The sequence below is a fragment of the Pseudomonas sp. RA_15y_Pfl1_P11 genome (genome assembly GCF_963970975.1).
GTDB lineage: Bacteria > Pseudomonadota > Gammaproteobacteria > Pseudomonadales > Pseudomonadaceae > Aquipseudomonas > Aquipseudomonas tritici.
In genome coordinates this window covers 25,261-44,663 of record NZ_CAXAOY010000001.1, presented here as the reverse complement: position 1 = coordinate 44,663, position 19,403 = coordinate 25,261, and the positions used below count along the sequence as shown (strand labels likewise).

Below are 19,403 nucleotides of genomic sequence, written 5' to 3'. Positions count from 1 at the left end.
GCCAACATCGGTGATAGACGACTCAGGACGGGTCAAAAAACTCGGCGAACCGGGCAACGTCGGGGTAGGAACTCTGGGTGCCGAGGCCGGTGACCGAACAGGCGGAATACGCCACCGCCCGGGTCATGGCCGCACGCATATCGCCCTGCTGGGTCCAGTAGTGGGCGAAGCAACCGATAAAGGCATCACCAGCGCCGGTGGTGTCCCGGGCCTCGACCTCGCGCCCAGGCACATGGAACTCACCCTCCTCGCCCACATACAGCGCGCCATGCTCGCCGAGGGTGACGATAACGTGGCGGATACCCTGGGCGACCAACACCCGCGCGGCGAGTAACGCACTCTCAGGCCCCTCGACCGACTTGCCGGTGATCAGTGACAGTTCGCTTTCATTGGGAATGAAAAAATCCAGCTGCGCCAGATGCTCGCGGCTCAAACCCGCGACCGCAGGGGCCGGGTTGAGCAACACCGGAATGCCGTGCCGTTTGGCAAACTCGATGGCGTAGTAGACGGTTGCCAAGTCGATTTCCAACTGCAGGACGATGAGGCTGCATTCGCGTAAAGCCGCGTCCGCGGCGTCGATATCAGCCGGCTTCAAGTGCGCGTTGGCGCCTTTGACGATGAGGATGCTGTTGTGGGAATCGCTCTGCACAAAGATTGGCGCCACGCCGCTGGACACCCCCGGCACCCGCGTGACGTAGCGCGAGTCGATGGCATGGCGTTGAAAATTGGCCAGGGTGTTATCGGCAAACATGTCATCGCCCAACTTGGTCAGCATCAACACTTCGCTGCCAAGCTTGGCCGCCGCCACTGCCTGGTTCGCCCCCTTGCCGCCGCAGCCCATGGCAAAGCTCGGAGCCTCAAGTGTCTCGCCCTGACGGGGCATTCGGTCGATATAGGTAACCAAATCCACCATGTTGCTACCGATGACCGCGATCTTATTCATGGATATCTTTACCTTGTGCACGCTGTGGCAGGCACCACAGCGTTATTATTTTTGTTATTTAAATAACATTTTCTGTGACTATTCAACCTATTTTTTGTGAATGCGGAAACGTTGGGCTGATGCGCTGATGAGAGGAAGCGCGAATTAACGGAGGGGACGACGCCGTGCGAAGGCGCTCGGTTCGTTCGAAGGCTTGGCTGATGTGTAAAAAACGACAGCGAACCTGACGGTTTAACGTTGAAAAAACAGTGCCCACGCAATGGCAGGCCGAAGGCGCTTAAGCGCCCTGGGGAGTAAATCACGGGAACATTCAGAAGGGAGGAGCAACTACTAAAACGCCTGCTGAACATTGAGTTCTGCAGGCTTTCTCTTCATCTGACTCAAGTGTCTGGGGTAGCGCTTGACTGACTCGCATCCTTAATCAGGATAAATGAACTGAACGCCAAAAAATCACCCAAATGCTGAATGATGATCGCAACGGTAATCGGCAATTGGAGGGGGTGATACTCGTGCACGGCGATATTGCGAAAACCGACCATGCTCTTCAGGTTGGTCAACAGGATGCTGCCCCATATCCAGCGCCGCTTCGCACGCACGTTGAATATTAAGAATCGCTGCGTCCTGATGGATGAAGTCAGTAGCGAAACTGGCAGGGTCCTTTGCGTACTCCTCGCGGGCGCAAGCGACACGGCGCTCAATGCTCGAGGCGTTGTTGATTAGCACATCATCGGCCATGCACTTTTCCGCCCTTCTGAATATCGGACAGCAGCCCCGCTCGTGCAGCGTCCAGCGCGGTTTTTTCACTGAGGATATAGCTCTCGAAAATACCCGCCTGACTGTCCTTGTTCCAGAGCCGTCGCCCTGTTGTTATGACTGGGTATCGCATGACGGTGTTACGGCCCATGATGCCATCTGATAAATGACCGTAGCAGGATTCATCTTGAAATTTCTGCCCCACACAAAAAACCCCCAACAACAATTAAGTTATCGGGGGTTTTCGTTATTCAATAATGGCGGAGAGATAGGACGATTTGGCGGAGAGAGTGACCCAAGCGGCGCTCTTCCAGAAAAGTCCATCAACGGCCAAAATGTCCACGCAACCCCTTGAATCGCTGAACATTGTAAAAACCACTCGCCTGACAGGGGCTTTCAACAACCACCCAAATAACCTAGGGTTTTGATAGTCAATTCGTGGGTCAAGATCACCATGAACTATCTTCGGCCTAACTGCTTTGTCGGTGTCCCGCACGAAAAAACCGGGCCTGTGCTGCGACGGCGTGGGATTTTACCTGCAAGTCACTAAGGCTGGCGTCAAATCTTGGTTGTTTCGTTACATGCGTAGTGGCAAGGCCAGAGGCATGGGTCTTGGACCGCTTCATACGGTCAGCCTGGCCGAAGCGCGAACCAAGGCACTCAACTGTAGAAGGAAGCTGCTCGACGGCATCGATCCTCTGGATGAGAAGCGCCACTTGGTGGCTACCAGGAAGGCCGACCAAGCCAATCAACTGTCCTTCGACGAGTGCGCGAAGAAGTACATCGCCGCCCACCGCAGCAGTTGGAAGAACGCCAAGCACGCCGCTCAATGGCAGAGCACGCTGGACGCCTACGCCAGCCCGGTGTTTGGCAGCCTGCCGGTGAGTACCCTCGACACGGGACTGGTCATGCAAGTGATTGAGCCGGTCTGGACGGTAAAGACTGAAACCGCATCGCGCGTGCGTGGTCGCATTGAGTCCGTGTTGGATTGGGCGACGGTTCGCGGCTATCGCAAAGGGGAGAACCCGGCGCGCTGGAAGGGCCACCTGGACCATCTGCTACCACGCAAATCCAAGATCCAGAAGGTCAAACACCACGCTGCCCTGCCCTATGAAGAGGCCAGCACGTTTGTTCATACCTTGCGCGCACTGGACGGTGTAGCGGCCAGGGCATTCGAGCTTCTGATCCTGACGGCGACTCGCACGAGCGAGACCATTGGTGCCTGCAAGGCCGAAGTTGATCTGGACGCCAAGGTCTGGACGATTCCGGCCGAGCGCATGAAGGTTCCGAAGGAGCACCGCATTCCGCTCTGCCCGCAGGCCATCAAGCTGCTCCGCCCTCTGATCAAGGATGCATCGAACAAGTCAGACTACCTTTTCCCCGGAAACAAAACCGGTACTCACCTCTCCAACATGGCCTTGCTTCAACTCCTGCGGCGGCTAGAACGTCCAGATCTCACCGCACACGGCTTTCGCTCCACCTTTCGGGACTGGGCCAGGGAGACGACCGACTACCCACGGGAAGTGGCAGAAGCCGCCCTTGCTCATACGATCAGGGACAAGACCGAGGCCGCCTATGCGCGGGGAGACCTTTTCGAGAAGCGTCGGATCATGATGGAGCATTGGAGCAGGTATCTGAATACACAATCAAAATGAGCTTCAGCCCATGCTGGCAGCGCAGACGTGAGCGTCAGCCGCTGGGTGAGTTGGCGATGCGGATCTCGGCCAGTGTCGTGGTGCTGGTGGTACCGCTGCTGATCTGGGCGTGGCGGGTGCGCAATCGTTACCAGCGTTTGCAGGTTGAGCGCCAGCATGAGGCGGCGGTGCAGGCCGATCCTTGCCTGCCGTATGTCGAGGCGCAGGAGCGAGCACTGGACCGCAGCCTGGGCAACTTGCTGAACAACATGGAGCGCCGCCGTTCGCTGTATCAACTGCCGTGGTATCTGGTACTGGGCGAGGAAAATGCCGGCAAGACCAGCCTGATCACGCGTTCCAACCAGAGCTTTGCCTTGTCCCATGTGACCAAGGCTGGGGTCCGGGCCCATCAGGAAGAGCAACTGGCCTATCCGGTGGATTGGTGGATCGGTGACGAGGCGGTGTTGATTGATCCACCGGGTGAATTTCTCAGCCACCCGACTTCACCGGCTGAACACGTCGAGCAGCAGGGCAAGGTCAAACCGGTGTTACCCAGTGGCACCCATGCGCGCCTTTGGTCGCACTTGCTCGACTGGCTAACGCGCAACCGCAGCCGTCGCGCATTGAACGGCGTGGTGCTGGTGATCGATGTGCAAGCCTTGCTGGCGCAACGTCCCGAACAGCGCAAGGCCCACGCCAACCTGCTGCGCACCCGGTTGTTTGAGCTGACACGACAGTTGGGCACGCGCTTGCCGGTGTACATCACGCTGAGCAAGTTCGACCTGCTGGAAGGCTTCGAAGAATTCTTCGCCCGGTTGTCGCGCAGCGGGCGCGAAGACCTGCTGGGCTTCACCTTCAGCCTGGACGCGGTGGATGATTTTGATGCCTGGCTGGCGGAACTGACGCGCCAATACCAAACCTTTGTCGCCTGCCTGACCGAGCAGGTTTTCAATAGCACCCGGGAGTCGCGCACATTGGATGAGCGTGATCGCTTGCAGGCGCTGATGCATCAGATGGCGGGCTTGCGCCCGGCCCTGTTCGGCTTCCTCAGTGAAATGCTCGGCAGCGATCGTTTCACCACACCGGCGTTGGTGCGCGGGTTGTATTTTTCCTCGGTCTTGCAGCAAGGCACCCTGAGCAACGCCTTCGTCAAAGAAGCGGGGCAAGCCTATCAACTGCCGCCACCGCCACCAGAGGTCAAACCGGCCGGTGGCACGGCGATCTACTTTGCCCAGCAACTGTTCCAACGGGTGATCTATCCCGAAGCGGGCCTGGCGGGCGACAACATCAAGGTCGCCCGCAACAAACGGCGGCTGCTGATCGCCGGGTTCAGTGTCGCGTCCTTGGGCGCTCTGGTGGTCATCGGAACCTGGCAGTTTTACTTCAATATCAACCGCGACAAGGCTGCCAGCGTCTTGGCTAAGAGCCAGACTTCAGTGGGCGAGACATTGACGCCAAGGTCGACTCCACCGGTCGCAACCTGCTGGTGCCACTGGACCAGATCCGCGATGCGGTGCTGGTGTACGGCGACTACCGCGAGGCGTGGCCGTTGCTATCGGATATGGGCCTGTACCAGGGGAGGGCGATTGGTCCCACGGTGGATGAGGCGTATCTGAATCTGTTGTCCAAACGCTTTCTGCCCGCAATTGCCAGCGGAGTGCTTGAAGCCATCAACACTGCGTCCGCCGGCAGCAATCAGCAACTGACGGCCCTGCGCGTCTACCGCATGCTTGAAGAGCGGCAAAACCGCCGCCCGGCCATCGTCGAAGAGTGGGTTGCCAAGCAGTGGCAGCGCGCCTATCCAGGCCAGGGCCAGTTGCAGGCCGATCTGATGGGACACCTGGGTTACGCGCTGAAATACGCCGACGCCGACCTGCCGCACTACCGTGAACGCATTGCCCAGGTGCAACAGCAATTGCGCCAGTTGCCCATGGCCGAACGGGTCTACATGAGCCTGAAACAGGATGCCCTGGAGCGTTTACATCGCCCGCTGGACCTTCGCAATGAGGTCGGCCCCGCGTTCGATATCGTCTACCGCCCACTGAACACCGATCAAGAGGGCAGCGGCCTGCAATTGCCGCCGCTGCTCACCGCCAAGGGTTTCAAGGACTACTTCGAGCCCGGCACCGAGGGCATCATCGAACTGGCGATGATCGACCAGTGGGTGCTCGGCGAGCGTCAACGCCTGGACTACTCCGACGAAGACCGCAAAGTGCTGACCCAACGTATCCGCGCCCTGTACAGCGCCGACTACGTGGACAGCTGGCGACGCGCACTGAATCAGTTCGCGGTCACCGACTTCGACGACCTCAGCCACGGCGTGGCGGTACTGGAACAAGTCACCGGCCCGGCCGCACCGCTACGACGGTTGCTGGAAACCCTGCGCGACAACAGCGTGATCTACCCGGCCGTGCCTTTGGCTGAAGGGCAAGCGCCGCTCAAGCTGGACAAGGTGTCGGAGGGGCAACAACAGGCAGCAGGGATTCGGCGCGCATTCTCCAGTCTTTCAGAGCTGATCAGCGCACGAGGCGAACAGCCGTCTTACTACGAAGAAACCCTGCGTTCGGTCAGTGCCGTCTACGACTATGCCAAAACCGTGCACGACAACCCCGACCCCGGCAAGGCGGCGCTGAAAACCGTACTCAACCGCTTCTCCCTGGACGGCGCTGACCCGATTGCCAACCTGCAACGCGTCGCCGTGGGCCTGCCCGAACCGCTGAACCAGCACGTCAAAAAACTCGCCGACCAGACCTCACAGGTACTGGTGATTGCCGCCTTGCGCGAACTGGAAAAACGCTGGGACAGTGAAATCTACAGCTTCTACCGCGACCGCCTGGCAGGCCGCTACCCGTTCAAGGCCAGCGGCGAGGACGCCTCGCTGGAAGACTTCGAAGCCTTCTTCGGCCCGCAGGGCCGACTGCAGCAATTCCACGATCAGTACCTGAACGTGTTCCTCAAGGACAACCTCGACGCCCTGTACTCCGACAGCCTCGGCGGCTACCTGTTGCGCAGCGACGTGCTGGAACAGCTGAAAAAAGTCGAGCGCATCCGCGACACCTTCTTCAACCATCGCGGCCACCTGGCCGTGCAACTCACCTTCGAACCTCTGGCCCTGAGCGCCACCCGCCTGAGCAGCATGCTCAGCGTCGACGGCCAACTGATCCCTTACCAGCATGGCGCGCCGCAACGCACGGGGCTGGTTTGGCCCAACAGTTTGGGCAATACCAATGGCAGCCAATTGACCCTGGTACACAGCACCGGCAATACCGCCAGCATGAGCTATCGCGGGCCGTGGTCGTTGTTTCGGCTGCTCAGCCGTGGGCACCTCAATGGCAGGACCGACACCAGCGTGGACCTGACCTTTGCCGTCGCCGATGGGTTGATGCGCTATCGGATTGGGGCGGAGAAGGCCAACAACCCGATCACCCAGCGCAGTTTTGAAGGGTTTGTGCTGCCGAGAACGCTGCTGGAAGAGCGCGGCAGGAAAAAAGCTACTGACAGCGTCACGCAACGCTGAGGAGTCCCGCAATGATGGATAAGACCGATCACGTCCGCAGCTTGAACTATTCGACTCAGGCCCTGGAGCAGCTGGAGGTGTGCCTACCGTTGCTGAGCCAGGATCTTCCCGGTATTCGTACGGCCCACACGTTTGTAGCGAAGCAACTGCACGACAGCGTGAAATTCCTGCTGCCCAACTGCGCCGAGTTGGTAGACATGAACGAGCTGCGCCAGGCACATGTCGATATGGCTCGCCTGCCGTATCCAGTGGTAGCCCTTGAATCCCCCTGGGTCTGGCCCGATGGAGCCGGTGGTGACAAACACGGTGGCATCCGTTCCTCCAAGCGCATCGCCCTGTGCTTGACCATGTCCCCGGAAGTCGCCAATTGGCTGCCGGATACCCGGGGCTTTCTACAGGAAGAGCGCGGCGGGGTGGTCGTCATCCCCCTGTACTGGGAAGATCGTACCGGGCTATGGAAGCTGCCCATGGGCGGCGCTTTCGTGCCCCATGAAAACGAAGTCAGTGACTACGTTCCTGGCGAGGCTAGCCTGACTAATCAGCTATTGACCGAACCCTACATCGCCACCGGGTTGCCACTAAGCAAACTGCGCCAGTTTCGCGTATCGCCTTTCCTGCTGCTGCCGGAGATTGCAGCAGAAGCACTGGAATACTCTTCCGGAGCAGAAGTGGCCGCGAGAGTCCTGTCCGACACCCGTGATGAAGTGTCAATGCTGCTGCAAACCTGCGTGGTGCTCAACTGCGCCAATGTCACCACGGCAGAGATTGCCGCACCGAAGTTGATCAATCGCAAGCGCAAGGGAAAAGGAAAGCCGCCGCTCTTCAGCTACCGCGTGCTTCAGATCAGTGCTCCACGCACAACCGGCGTTTCACGTGACGGTGGGCAGCATGCGTCGCCGCGCGCGCATCTGCGGCGTGGGCATGTTCGACGGTTGGAAGAGCGGACGGTGTGGGTACGGCCGGCGATGGTTAATGGCGGGGCAGCTTCTGCGGTGGGGAAGGTGGAGAAGGAGTATTCCATCACACCCATGGCTTCCGGTGTCTAGGCGTGTGCCATGGGAGAAAGCACTTGCTTGGGAGCGCAGCAGGTTATCCAAGTCTGCTCGTCCGATCACAAACGGCTTGATCGCTCTTTCAGCAGGGTTGTTGTCGATGGGTAAATAACCCGCTTCGACATAGCGTTCCAGTCGGCTCCAGTTATTTGCCAGATAATGCACGGCCTTGCCTAATGCGCTTTGCGGCGTCACTTGGGACTGGGTTTTATCCAGCCAGACTTTTATTTGACCCAAGATCGGCAGGCTCTTTTCCTGGCGAGCGATAAACCGCTGCTCGTCGCTGCCGTCTTTTAGCTCACGCTCGATGCCGTACAACTTGTTGATCATCGTCAGCGCGATATCCGCACGTCCTGTCTTGCCCTTGGGCTGCACTTTTTGCGCGTCCACAAACTTGCGTCGTGCATGAGCCATGCACGCCAAGCGTTCCACGCCCGGCTGCAACGCCAAGGCGTTATAGCCGGCGTAATCATCGGTCATGACATAGCCACGATAACTTTCCAAGAGGCGCAACGGCACCTCCTGCGCACGGCTGGACGTGTAATCAAATAGCACGACTTTTCGATCCGGCGGACCACTGGCTTGCACCCACATCCAGGATTGACTGGTCGGGTCTCGATCCGGCTCTTTCAACACCTGGAAGCGGGTTTCATCGCAATGGATCACCGGACTTTCCAGTAATCGTTCGCGCATCAAATTCAGCAGTGGCTGGAAGTGTTCGCTGCACTGGATGATCCAGCGCGCTAGAGTCTGGCGCGGAATATCAATGCCATGTCGGCTTAGTACCGTTTCAAACCGGTGCAACGGCAAGCCATCGACATACTTGGTGGTCAGCAGCATCGCCAACACGCTGGGGCTGGCCATGCTTTTTTCGATCAACTGGGCCGGTTTGTCAGCGGTCACCGGTGCAGTTTCGCAGCCTCGGCAAGCGTAGATCTTGCGGATATGTTTGATGACGCGGATCTGCATCGGCACGATATCCAACTGCTCGCTGGTTTCTTCCCCGATGGCATGTTTGCGGCAACCACAGACACAGGTCAGTTCGTGTTCGGGCAATTCATGGATAACTTCTAAACGTGGCAACTCAGCCGACAACGGCTTGCGTTTGCCACGGCGAGGTGTCGGTGCAACGACTTCTTCATCGGCATCGCCTACCAACGGCATGGGTTCGCTTTCAGGCTCGTTGAACAAGGCCAATTGTGGAGTGTTGGGCTCAACGGTTTGCTCGGACTTGCGCCCAAACAGACGGTCGCGCAACAGCTTGATCTGTTCTTTCAGGTCAACAATATGGGTCTGATAAGCTTGCGCCGATTATTCTTGGCGACTGAGTGCCTCAAGCAGCAATTGCTTGAGCAAAACAGGATCATCAGGGAGGTCGTCGGGTAGAGAAATCATGGCCCGGATTATACCGAGTCACGCCACGTAGCGCGGCGTCAAAACTTGATGAGGACGGTTGCGCCAGAGATCAAACCCGTCGAGCAGCCAGTTCAGCTCCTGGACGCTGAGGATAATCGCCTCGTCCGTGGCATCGGGCGACGTTTTGAAGCGCTCGGACTCCAGGCGTTTGAGTCAAAGGCAGAAGCCGTTGCGCTCCCAGTACAAGATCTTCACGCGGTTGCGGGACTTGTTGAGAAAGACGAAAAGCACTGGATCGAACACCGCCACTTTTATATCCAGTTCGACCAATGCGGCTAGGCCGTCGATGGATTTTCGAAAGTCCACCGGCTTGGGGTAGAGGTACACTTTTTCGACTTTGGCGTCGGGTCGCATCATGGCCGGGCTGGCTCCAGAAAGAGATCGGGAGCGCAGCATCGGGGATCAAGTGTGAGCTTGGAATGTGGGGATCATGGATCACTTACAGTCGTTCTCCCGAAGCCAACAACCTCGTCACCGTTGCTGCCTATGAGCTTGTCGCGTAAAAAAGTTGTTCATACCACCCTACACATCCGTGCCCAGCACATTACGAATCCCATCCACTACACTGCTGTCCTTAATCACATCACTCAACCAACTCTCTAAGGGCATATCACCCCATTTTATCGCTCGTTCAATCAGCAAGGGGACCGGACTATGGGGTTCGGTTTGCTTGAAGAACTGCACCACACCTCGAAGCTGGTCAAGTGCTTCGGCACGCGATTGTGGTTCAGTACGAATAGCTGCGACTGTGGGTATAGTGGCTACAGGTTGACTCGGGACAGGTGTGATTGCAGCAGCAGGTTTTATCGGTTTTGGGACCGGAGCTGGCGCTCTCACTATGTTCCCACCCCGCTCTGCCAATAGGCGTTCCGTCAACTGACTGACTCGTACCAGAGTTTCGTCAAGGCGAGTGAGGCGCGGGGCATCCTGCTCGAACAACTCATCAATCGTTGCTTGTAGCCGCCGGCACACGCTTAGGCATTCCTGCACCTCACTGTGACGTGATTGCAAGTAGTCAACAGCCGTCAACGCTACCGCACGTTGGAACAGCTCCCCATTGATCTTGCCCTCGGCCAGCGACGCTTCCATCGATTCGGGGCTCTGTCGTCCCTGGTTATCGACTTGAAGTGACTGGTCATACTGGGTCAGACCATAGGATGGATCCTGGGTCAGGGGGGCGTCAGCGACGATTCCCGTGAGGGTGGCGCTCAGCCATGCCAGGCGTTCTGCCCTAGCCTCTAACCCCTCGTCGAGTGAGGGATATAGCCCGGACCAGTATGCTTGAAGGATTGCTTCGCACACGGACAAACCAAAGGCGACTCCCTCAAATTGATAGTGGTGGGCCAAGCCTTCACACAGCCAAGCCACCAGGCGCAAATCTTTGCTCTGCTGGGCCAGTCCCTCACCGCTCAGGCGAACGACTTTTTCCCAATCTGCGTGCTTCAGTTCGGCTTGCCATTCTCCCTGGCTCAGATAGGACGCATCGGCACGCCGTGCTTCCTTGATCTGGTCGAACAGCTCGGAAAAGCTCAAATCCTCACCGCTTCCCCCTTGAATGGGTTGGGTCAGGGTGACGATGGAATGTTCGTGCAAGTTCTCAGACATATGCATCTCTGGTTGATGAATTAAAAAACTAGTCATTACCCATCCTTTCCAGCCACTGAAGGTGGCTCATTAATCCCCCTCCCAGTGCGTCATATTTGAAAGGGTTGACACCTCGGCCTTACTAATTATCTTCTTGCGCGTTTCGTTCGGTGGCCGAACCATCTTCACGGTGATATGCCGTCCGAGAACGCTTGCCTCCAACAAACCTATTTTGGTAAATCTCGAACTTTCTGTTTATGAGGGAGATCTGCGAAACACCTTCAAACGGGCCAGTTGCATGGCCTCGCGCTGGAGCAAGTCGGTATGTCCATCAGCCCCCGTGATGCCTTGCACCATGCTGCCGTCTTCCAGTGCAATCTTGTAAGGCTGACCAGGTACAACGGCCACAGAATCACCGACGTAGTGCAGCCGGTGACGCTGGTCAGCGCCATCCCGGCCGAACGCTGGAGGCGCCGCACTGTCGGTCTTCGGCCCTACCCAATCATGCTCACCGGCATGCACGATGGCCTTACCTTGCGTGCCAATCTCGACCCCACCACCGATCTTGATGTAACTACCGTCATCGGCCACCAACCGTATGGTGGGCGCGCTAATCACCACCTCGCCTTCGGCGGCCGACAGTTGCAGGTTCTTTTGCGCATTCAGGGCAATGTCGTCCTCCTGGGCTTGCATCAAAACCTTGCCGCGATTGGCGATGACTTTGATGCCTTCATCCTGGGCAAACGCCGAAATACCTTTACCCGCACGCAGGTGCATCACTGCGCCACTGGTTAACTGCAGATGGTCTTGAGCGGTGGTGTCGTGATTTTCACCGGCGTAGTGCACCTGCGAGCGTGGCGTGGCGCTGATGATGCCTGCCTCTGCTGCGAGAGCGGCAATAGGGGCACCTGCTTGGTTGCTATCGGCGGCTGGCCATTGATTCAAGGATTGGCGCAAAGCTTCGATGCCTTGACTGTCCACCTGTTGACCGCCACGCGCCGCAGCGGTCTGCCCCAGTGACTGGAACAGGTCACCGCACTCCTCCAGCAGCTTGAGCAACTCTTCGCGGTCCAATTGCGAACCTTGTGCGCCGTGGCGTGCATAGGTGGTCAGCAACATCCCTTGCGCGGCGCGCAGGGCAATGGCGGCGTCGGTGCGCAACTCGGCACCATTGCCACGTGGCAGTGCTTTGCCATCTGTGCGCGGCATGGCCAACTTACCCAGATTCAATTCAGTAGCATGATGAGTGGTGGCCATTCGAGCACGCAATTCGCCGGGGGTGTCGTCAAAGAGCAGCTCGTTGAAACCACGCCCCTTATGCTCGCGGGTCTGAATGCCAGACAACGTTCGATTGCCCGGCAGCCCCGCCGTGTTACTGAACCGTGGCGGCGAGTGATCGCCGTTATAGAGCACCGAAGTAACAACCGGACGGTCGATATCCCCCGCAAGAAAAGTCACCAGCACTTCCTGCCCGATGCGCGGCAGGAATTGATGACCGAAACCTTCACCCGCACTGGGCATGGCCACCCGCAGCCAAGTCGTATCCTTGGAAGGGTCTTGCTCACGCTGCCAATGAAAGCGCACCTGCACCCGAGCCAATTCGTCGGTGAACACTTCCTCACCTTCGGGTCCTACCACAATGGCGGTGAGCGGCCCCGAAATAATCGGACGCGGGACCTGGACCAGGGCCCGAAAGGGAATTTTGTGACGGATACACTCAAAGCTGTTGTCATAGCTGGCCGGCTGGTCTGACAGATAGTTATTGCTGCCTCGGTGTTCGACCGACAGCAGAAGAAACTGACGGTCTTCCCGAACATCACGGTCGTGATCAAAATGCTGGGTCAGCTCAAAGGTGTAACCACATCCCATGGCCCGACAATTACTCGTGCCTTTGAACGTCTTGCCTTGTACTTCAATGGCTTCCAGGCGCCGCCGGGCCAGTACCTCACCTTGCTGGCCAGTGGCATGGGTGTAATGCCCCGATAAATCATAGATTTCGTAAGGGTCCACCGTACCCTGCTCATTCACACTGGCTATGCCAACTGACAACGCATTTCGGGGCTGCTTGTAGTCAAAGGTCCTGAGGGACATGCGGCCGGGCTGCAGCGTTCGATGGCTGCTCCACTGCGTAATAGAGTCCGCAAGTTCGGTGACCGACGCACTGTGATAGCGGATCTGTGGTTGCTGCGGTATCGGTGTCAGCGACGGGGAGTAGTCGGAGACGATCAGGGTGTGTCTGTCTTTTTCGTGGACGAAATAGAAGAACAAGCCTTCCTGCTCCAGCAGGCGCATGACGAACGCTTGGTCACTCTCACGGTACTGTGTGATGTAACTATGGATCTTGAGTGGCTGTATCAGCCGAAACTCGAATACGGGCAACGTACCGTAACTGGTCAGTACTGCACGAATGATCGCTTCGACCGTCTGCTCTTGAAAAACTCGAGAGTCTTGACGCCGTGTCAGCATCCACAACCAGGGGCTTAGTATTGCGGTGTAGCGCGCCAGACCGTTATCGCTGTCTTGCAGGCTGAAACGGCTTATATAGCCATGGATATAGCGGGGCTCTCCCGTCGCCAGTTCAATTTCCAACTGCGCCGATTGCCCGATCAGTGACTTGAGCTCCAGCCGAGCGTCTTGACTGAGCAGCGACATCTCAAAACTGAACAGTTTTGACAGTTCTTCAGTGCCAGAGAAATTCTCGAGCAAGAGTTCCTGTTCATTGCTGGCTTGGGTGGTCAGTTTGATCAGGCGTCTGTTTTGTGGGGAGAACAATTGGTTTAGATCCATTGAAACTACTCCTGTGGTGTAGATGAAGGCCGATACGGCGAACCCTTGTTAAACCACCCTTACATTCAGTGCATTCGCCGCTATGCCATGGCAACCGCAGGACAAACGATGCCCTTGCATCACAATCGGAATGCCGTTCATGCGCCTTTTCGGATGCCCCTCAACAAAGGCGAATTCGCCCAAATGCAGTGGGCACGTCGCCTTATCGCCAAGCACTGCTGGTGTTTTTCCATTGAGGGTGTGAGTACCCGCAAGTTGGCAGGAGACAACAGTACCGCCGCTGCTGGTGTCGTCTCCCAAGCAGATGGGATTAGTCATGAGCCTCCTCCCGGCGCGCCATATTTGAAGGGGTCGGTGCCACGGTTTTTTTGGTTTTGCGCCTTGCGCGCTTCATCCGGTGGCCGAACCATTTGTACGGTGACGCTGCCGTCCTTGCCCGAATAAACAACCGCGCTCACCCCGCCATCCTTGTAGCTGGCGATTGTCGCGAGGTTGATTTGCACGAGGGTGCTGCTGACGCCGGTATTACCCAGACGACGGCCGATGTCGTAGCCCTCTTCGACGTTGCCCAGTTCGATGCCATGGCCGTCGGTGTTGAGGGCGTGCAAGGCGTTGTTCAGGGCGATTTCGCCGGCAGTGTTGGCGGTGCTGTCGTAGAACACGCGCACGGGCTTTTGGTCTTTGGGCAAGGTGTCCAGGGCTTGTAGCCAGCCGGCTTGCAAAGCTTTGACCTGTAAGGCGGGTTTGAGGAGCTTGCCGGCATCGTCCTGCATCGAGACTTTGATGGGGCGGTGCAGGTAGCCGAGTACCGGTGCGGCGTCGAACTCGGCGACCTGATGGCGCGCCCAGCGGGCCGGGAGCCAGGGCGAGGGTACGAAATCGCCGGGACCTCGGTTGCTCAGGGTTCGCCAGAGGTCGGGGAGTTGAGAATGCCAGTAGGTGGAGGACATGGTGCTGGGTGCACGTAGGGGATTCGCACCTTTGGCCCGCTCAGCGTTCAGATACCAATCTTCGAATGCACGACTACGATCCCAATAAAATGCCCACAACTTGCCTAGATCAGTGCTCTTGTTTTGATTGTCCTCATTGTCATTGGTGACAAACGGGCGAATATAGCGTTCCACCCGATCCGAGCGAGTTACCAGCAGGCCAGTCATGCTTTCGTAGACTGTCGGAATGACCGAAACGTTTTGCAGACCAGGAGTGCCGGCAACGCGGTAACCATTTCGAGTAACATCACCGTCCCGGCTTACAACCAATGCCTGCGGCACCTTCGGATTGGCATCGAAAAACTGAAACAACCGCTCGATCATGCCCTGAGCATGGATCGTATTCTCCGCGTCCTGCCAAAGGAACAAGGTGACACCCAGAGTGGCAGCATTACGACCACTGTTAATATTGCCAACAGCACCTGTATCTTCAGGTTGCTTGGGTGGCGCAATTGCAAATACCGGTATCGGCCAATAGGCCACTGAGTCGCTGGCTGAGTGCTTGAAGGCCGCTCGAATGTTGATGCTCTGAGTGATCTCTCGGGAATCCAAAGAAGGATTGTAGTCATTGGGGTCTTGAGAATAAATGGAAGCAAAGTTGTCATTTTTCTTTTGGATCAGCTTCCAAATAGTGGAGTTTTGATCTTCATCCACAGCGATCCCAACACCACGAATCTCCAGCGCATAAGTCCGCGCGTCCTCAGCCATCTGCTCCGCTTTCTTACCCATAACACTGGATCGGTAATCAGCCAGTTGTTTTTCCTCAGAGGCCACAGCCTTGCCCCACCAATGACCGCTGTAGGCCAATATCAATGCCCCAAAGACACCAACGATCCCCTGACGAATCATTGCGCCCATTTGGCAGATGTCGGCGGCACCACCGCAGTTGGTGTTCTCACCCCGGCACATGAGGTGGCTCATGAGCCACCTCCCGGTGCGCCATATTTGAAGGGGTCGCTGCCACGGTTTTGCTGATTTTTCTCCTTGCGCGCATCATTGGGTGGCCGAACCATTTGCACGCTGACGCTGCCGTCCGAGCCGGAATAAACAACCGCGCTCACCCCGCCATCCTTGTAGCTGGCGATTGTCGCGAGGTTGATTTGCACGAGGGTGCTGCTGACGCCGGTATTACCCAGACGACGGCCGATGTCGTAGCCCTCTTCGACGTTGCCCAGTTCGATGCCATGGCCGTCAGTATTGAGGGCGTGCAAGGCGTTGTTCAGGGCGATTTCGCTGGCGGTGTTGGCGGTGCTGTCGTAGAACACGCGCGCGGGCTTTTGATCTTTGGGCAAGGTGTCCAGGGCTTGTAGCCAGCCGGTTTGCAAAGCCTTGACCTGTAAGGCGGGTTTGAGCCGCTTGCCGGCTTCGTCCTGCATCGAGACTTTGATGGGGCGGTGCAGGTAGCCGAGTACCGGTGCAGCGTCGAACTCGGCGACTTGGTGGCGCGCCCAGCGGGCCGGGAGCCAGGGCGAGGGGACGAACTCGCCGGGACCTCGGTTGCTCAGGGTTCGCCAGAGGTCGGGGAGTTGAGAATGCCAGTAGGTGGAGGACATGGTGCTGGGTGCTCGTAGGGGATTCGCACCTTTGGCCCGCTCAGTGTTCAGATACCAATCGTCGAATGCACGACTACGATCCCAATAAAATGCCCACAACTTGCCTAGGTCAGTGTTCTTGTTTTGATTGTCCTCAGCGTCATTGGTGACAAACGGGCGAATATAGCGATCCACCCGATCCGAGCGGGTTACCAGCAGGCCAGTCATGCTTTCGTAAACTGTCGGAATGACCGAAACGTTTTGCAGACCAGGAGTGCCGGCAACGCGGTAACCATTTCGAGTAACATCACCGTCCCGGCTTACGACCAACGCCTGCGGCACCTTCGGATTGGCATCGAAAAACTGAAACAACCGCTCGATCATGCCCTGAGCGTGGGTCGTATTCTCCGCGCCCTGCCAAAGGAACAAGGTGACGCCCAGAGTGGCAGCATTACGACCACTGTTAATATTGCCAACAGCACCTGTATCTTCAGGTTGCTTGGGTGGCGCAATTGCAAATACCGGTATCGGCCAATAGGCCACTGAGTCGCTGGCTGAATGCTGAAAGGCCACTCGAATGTTGATGCTCTGAGTGATCTCTCGGGAATCCAAAGAAGGATCGTAGTCATTGGGATCTTGCGAATAAATCGAAGCAAAGTTATTTTTTTTCTTTTCTATCTCTCGCCAAATCGACGATTGATGCCAGTCATCAACGGCAAGTCCAGAACCCCGAATCTCCAACGAATAAGTCCGCGCGTCCTCAGCAATCTGCTCCGCTTTCTTGCCCATAACACTGGATCGGTAATCGGCCAGTTGTTTCTCCTCGGAGGCCAAGGCCTTGCCCCACCAATGACCGCTGTAGGCCAATACCGTAAGCCCCAAAACCATCGAGATGCCCCAGCGTAGCGATGCACCTATGTCTCGATTTTCCATGTTGTCTACCTGTGAAATCGGATCAATAAACCAGACATATCCAAGCCAAAGGGCTATCAATATCCCGACTATCCAGAAGTAACCTTTCAGGCTCGGTCTAAGCTCCAGGTACGACTGACGATCACTCATTGGCCCGCTCCTTTTTTCGGGGCGCCAGTGACCAGTGTTGGTGGCGTCAGTGATACCAGATCGGCGGATGGGAATTTACCTACGTCATAGTATTGATAGCTGGCCGTCACCAATTCTCGCGCTTGGACACTTAACCGCGACCAACCCGGTAGTTTTTCCACTTTTTCAAATCGTTCTTCATCCATCTTCCAATCCGCAATCGCCACCAACACCTCCCGCATCACCGGATCATCCAGGCACCTGGCCTGCCCGATCGCAATGTCCATCGCCGTCACCCAGCGATGGTTTTCCGGGCTGCGCAACACCGCCGAGTGGTAGCTGTTGTCATCCCATTCATCGGGGTCAACCACCAGCCTGGCCCGAATCTCGTTGGGCGTTTCCTCACGCTCAATGCGGTAGTACGTTCTGTCGTCACGTATTGTCGGGCCGGGTATCTGTATCTGGCGCATGTCGTAGGTTTGATCGTCCGGCTCCTTGCTCTGGTTCCATCGGGCTCGCTCCTGTTCCAGGTTGAAGCTCTGCGGGCTTTCACCCATCGCCACCCAGTTGAAACTTGCGCTTGGGTTACAGTGCATTGTTCAGCGATACTGCGTCAGGGCTGTCTTTTCCGGGCCGATTCTCTGAGCCGGTGACCGCTTCGCCGCCGAACATCTGGGCAGAAACCGGGGGGCTCAGCGCTTCGCCATTGATCAAGCGGGGTTCGTCAACCTCCATGGGCCTCTGGACAGCTCCCGCCACCATGCCGTGGCCCGCATTTCGCCGCTCTCCCTTGACCCGCAAGGCCACCGGCCCCGGCGCATCACCCACCCTGAGGGGTTGCCCGTCACGCAGGCGCTTGCTCCACAGCCATTGATAAAAGCGCAGATGCTTCAAGACGTTCATGGCGTAGGTGCCGTCAGGCAACGCATCTGGCACGCCAAAGGTGCCAATGCCGCTGACGTCCCTGAGGCCGACCGTGGTGTCTTCATGACAGAAATACAAATAGACCTTGCCGCGATTATCGCGCTCGGGAAACACCACGGTTTTGTCGTCAGGCCCCAATCGCTGGCCTTGTTCGGGTGACCAACGCGGCCCCGTGCGCCCGCCGTACCCAGGCACGCCCATGCGCGTGGCACTGAGCGGCGGCTGGGCGTGTGGGGATTGGGTAACGTGCTGCACGATATCGATCAGGGTTTGCAGGGTGCGCGCGTTTTTGGGCGTCTTATCGGGCAACACCGAATAGGGCGAGGCGACCATAATGGCGCAGTCGGCGCAACGCTCGCCTTTATCCACGAGCATGGCTTGCGCTAACAATGTAATCAGCGTGCCCTGGCTGTGGCCCATGACGGTGATGGTCTCATCCGGCGAAACACGACGAATCTCGCTGATCAGCATCGCCAACCGAGTGGCGGCCATCACGAAATAGCGACGGTGTGGACCCTTGCCCATGTACAGCGGTGCCTTCAGCGCGGGCTGGGCGAGATGCCGAACCCACTTAGCAAAGCCTTTAGCGTACATTTCCAACAGATTGTTGGTAGCGTTGGCGAAGAACCCGCCGCCCTTGGCGAAGTGACGGTCCAGACGGTTGTTAAATTGGTCCTGGTATTGGTCACGCAGCTTTTCGGGGTCGCCGCTTTTGTCTCGTTTGATCTCGCCAGGTTCTGCTCGGTAGCCCCAATAGAACGGGATCAACAGGCTGCGGGTGTCGGGATCGGCAGTATCACGGCGGTAAAGGTAGGTGTCGGGGTCGTCGAGTATTTTTTGCTCTTTATCCTTCCACTGTTCACGCGGCATTTCTTTGGCCGCATTATATTTAGCTCCATATCCCCCGGACTTAAGATCCGGACGATCCAACCGCTCATTAACCCCCTGGCACAACCCCGTCTCCACCGACTCATACGCCGCTCCCGGATCATTCACGCCGTGCAAAAAAATCACCACACCGGGAAGATCACGCGGTATGGCGGTGTTGCGATCATTACCGCGATTAGGGATTAATCGGCTCGTGCCTGTGGCGATTACCGTTTCATCTGCATAGCTCATAAACTCCACGTCCTGTCTAAAAATTGCAGCCGGTCTGGCAGCTAGGTCGGACTAGTGTCCAGGTGTTCAGACATGCTTATCTTTTTCGCAAAACGCCCCGCCTCAGCAACGA

10 protein-coding genes and 5 pseudogenes are annotated in these 19,403 nt (G+C 57.3%); 4 read left to right on the top strand and 11 right to left on the bottom strand.

Translation table 11 applies throughout. The features are described 5' to 3' along the window. Positions 1-22: 22 nt before the first annotated feature. The 3 genes and pseudogenes from rbsK to AACY44_RS00165 all read right to left on the bottom strand — a co-directional run. Positions 23-943: a ribokinase gene (gene rbsK / locus AACY44_RS00175; RefSeq protein WP_339414933.1), complete on the bottom strand. Its 921-nt coding sequence runs from the start codon at positions 941-943 to the stop codon at positions 23-25. Between the two features lie 380 nt (positions 944-1,323). Continuing rightward, positions 1,324-1,678: pseudogene (locus tag AACY44_RS00170) on the bottom strand (DUF86 domain-containing protein). After that, positions 1,668-1,838 (bottom strand): annotated as a pseudogene (locus AACY44_RS00165) (type VII toxin-antitoxin system MntA family adenylyltransferase antitoxin); the annotation flags it as partial. The pseudogenes AACY44_RS00170 and AACY44_RS00165, both read right to left, overlap by 11 nt. Positions 1,839-2,175: 337 nt before the next feature. Between AACY44_RS00165 and AACY44_RS00160 the strand changes: the two are divergent. The 4 genes from AACY44_RS00160 to AACY44_RS00145 are packed head-to-tail and all read left to right on the top strand — an operon-like array spanning position 2,176 to position 7,893. After that, on the top strand, positions 2,176-3,351 hold the full coding sequence (locus tag AACY44_RS00160) for a tyrosine-type recombinase/integrase (RefSeq protein WP_339414934.1): 1,176 nt from the start codon (positions 2,176-2,178) through the stop codon (positions 3,349-3,351). Beyond that, positions 3,348-4,946: a type VI secretion protein IcmF/TssM N-terminal domain-containing protein gene (locus AACY44_RS00155; RefSeq protein ID WP_339414935.1), complete on the top strand. Its 1,599-nt coding sequence runs from the start codon at positions 3,348-3,350 to the stop codon at positions 4,944-4,946. Before AACY44_RS00160 ends, AACY44_RS00155 begins: the two co-directional genes overlap by 4 nt. Next, positions 4,844-6,847 carry a type VI secretion system membrane subunit TssM gene (gene tssM / locus AACY44_RS00150; protein WP_339529725.1) on the top strand — a complete coding sequence of 668 codons (2,004 nt, stop codon included), beginning with the start codon at positions 4,844-4,846 and terminating at the stop codon, positions 6,845-6,847. The genes AACY44_RS00155 and tssM overlap by 103 nt, the downstream gene beginning before the upstream one ends. Before the next feature lie 11 nt (positions 6,848-6,858). Further along, positions 6,859-7,893 (top strand): hypothetical protein, encoded by a 1,035-nt coding sequence (locus AACY44_RS00145; RefSeq protein ID WP_339529573.1) that lies wholly within the window; start codon positions 6,859-6,861, stop codon positions 7,891-7,893. A gap of 57 nt (positions 7,894-7,950) precedes the next feature. Here the strand turns inward: AACY44_RS00145 and tnpC are convergent. From tnpC to AACY44_RS00105, 8 genes and pseudogenes are all read right to left on the bottom strand, one after another. Beyond that, positions 7,951-9,294, bottom strand: a pseudogene (gene tnpC / locus AACY44_RS00140) (IS66 family transposase); the annotation flags it as partial. A gap of 18 nt (positions 9,295-9,312) precedes the next feature. After that, positions 9,313-9,669, bottom strand: a pseudogene (tnpB, locus tag AACY44_RS00135) (IS66 family insertion sequence element accessory protein TnpB). Positions 9,670-9,837: 168 nt separating this feature from the next. Continuing rightward, complete coding sequence (gene tssA / locus AACY44_RS00130) at positions 9,838-10,920, bottom strand: type VI secretion system protein TssA (RefSeq protein WP_339529723.1); 1,083 nt, start codon at positions 10,918-10,920, stop codon at positions 9,838-9,840. A 234-nt stretch (positions 10,921-11,154) separates the two neighbouring features. Further along, the gene (locus tag AACY44_RS00125; RefSeq protein ID WP_339529571.1) at positions 11,155-13,686 is read right to left on the bottom strand and encodes a type VI secretion system Vgr family protein; all 2,532 of its coding nucleotides are present in this window, start codon (positions 13,684-13,686) and stop codon (positions 11,155-11,157) included. 48 nt (positions 13,687-13,734) lie between these two features. After that, complete coding sequence (locus AACY44_RS00120; protein ID WP_339495293.1) at positions 13,735-14,004, bottom strand: PAAR domain-containing protein; 270 nt, start codon at positions 14,002-14,004, stop codon at positions 13,735-13,737. After that, entirely contained in the window at positions 14,001-15,596 is a 1,596-nt protein-coding gene (locus AACY44_RS00115; RefSeq protein WP_445261140.1) for a type VI lipase adapter Tla3 domain-containing protein, read from the bottom strand. The genes AACY44_RS00120 and AACY44_RS00115 overlap by 4 nt, the downstream gene beginning before the upstream one ends. Next, the gene (locus tag AACY44_RS00110) at positions 15,593-17,269 is read right to left on the bottom strand and encodes a type VI lipase adapter Tla3 domain-containing protein (RefSeq protein ID WP_339529569.1); all 1,677 of its coding nucleotides are present in this window, start codon (positions 17,267-17,269) and stop codon (positions 15,593-15,595) included. Before AACY44_RS00110 ends, AACY44_RS00115 begins: the two co-directional genes overlap by 4 nt. Next, positions 17,266-19,291: pseudogene (locus tag AACY44_RS00105) on the bottom strand (T6SS effector phospholipase Tle3 domain-containing protein). Before AACY44_RS00105 ends, AACY44_RS00110 begins: the two are co-directional and overlap by 4 nt. Positions 19,292-19,403 lie beyond the last annotated feature (112 nt).

What these genes read in the sequence shown, in the direction of transcription:
- rbsK (WP_339414933.1), bottom strand. Translation starts at nt 943, where the DNA reads ATGAATAAGATCGCGGTCATCGGTAGCAACATGGTGGATTTGGTTACC.
- AACY44_RS00155 (WP_339414935.1), top strand. Translation starts at nt 3,348, where the DNA reads ATGAGCTTCAGCCCATGCTGGCAGCGCAGACGTGAGCGTCAGCCGCTG.
- AACY44_RS00145 (WP_339529573.1), top strand. Translation starts at nt 6,859, where the DNA reads ATGATGGATAAGACCGATCACGTCCGCAGCTTGAACTATTCGACTCAG.
- tssA (WP_339529723.1), bottom strand. Translation starts at nt 10,920, where the DNA reads ATGTCTGAGAACTTGCACGAACATTCCATCGTCACCCTGACCCAACCC.
- AACY44_RS00125 (WP_339529571.1), bottom strand. Translation starts at nt 13,686, where the DNA reads ATGGATCTAAACCAATTGTTCTCCCCACAAAACAGACGCCTGATCAAA.
- AACY44_RS00120 (WP_339495293.1), bottom strand. Translation starts at nt 14,004, where the DNA reads ATGACTAATCCCATCTGCTTGGGAGACGACACCAGCAGCGGCGGTACT.
- AACY44_RS00115 (WP_445261140.1), bottom strand. Translation starts at nt 15,596, where the DNA reads ATGAGCCACCTCATGTGCCGGGGTGAGAACACCAACTGCGGTGGTGCC.
- AACY44_RS00110 (WP_339529569.1), bottom strand. Translation starts at nt 17,269, where the DNA reads ATGAGTGATCGTCAGTCGTACCTGGAGCTTAGACCGAGCCTGAAAGGT.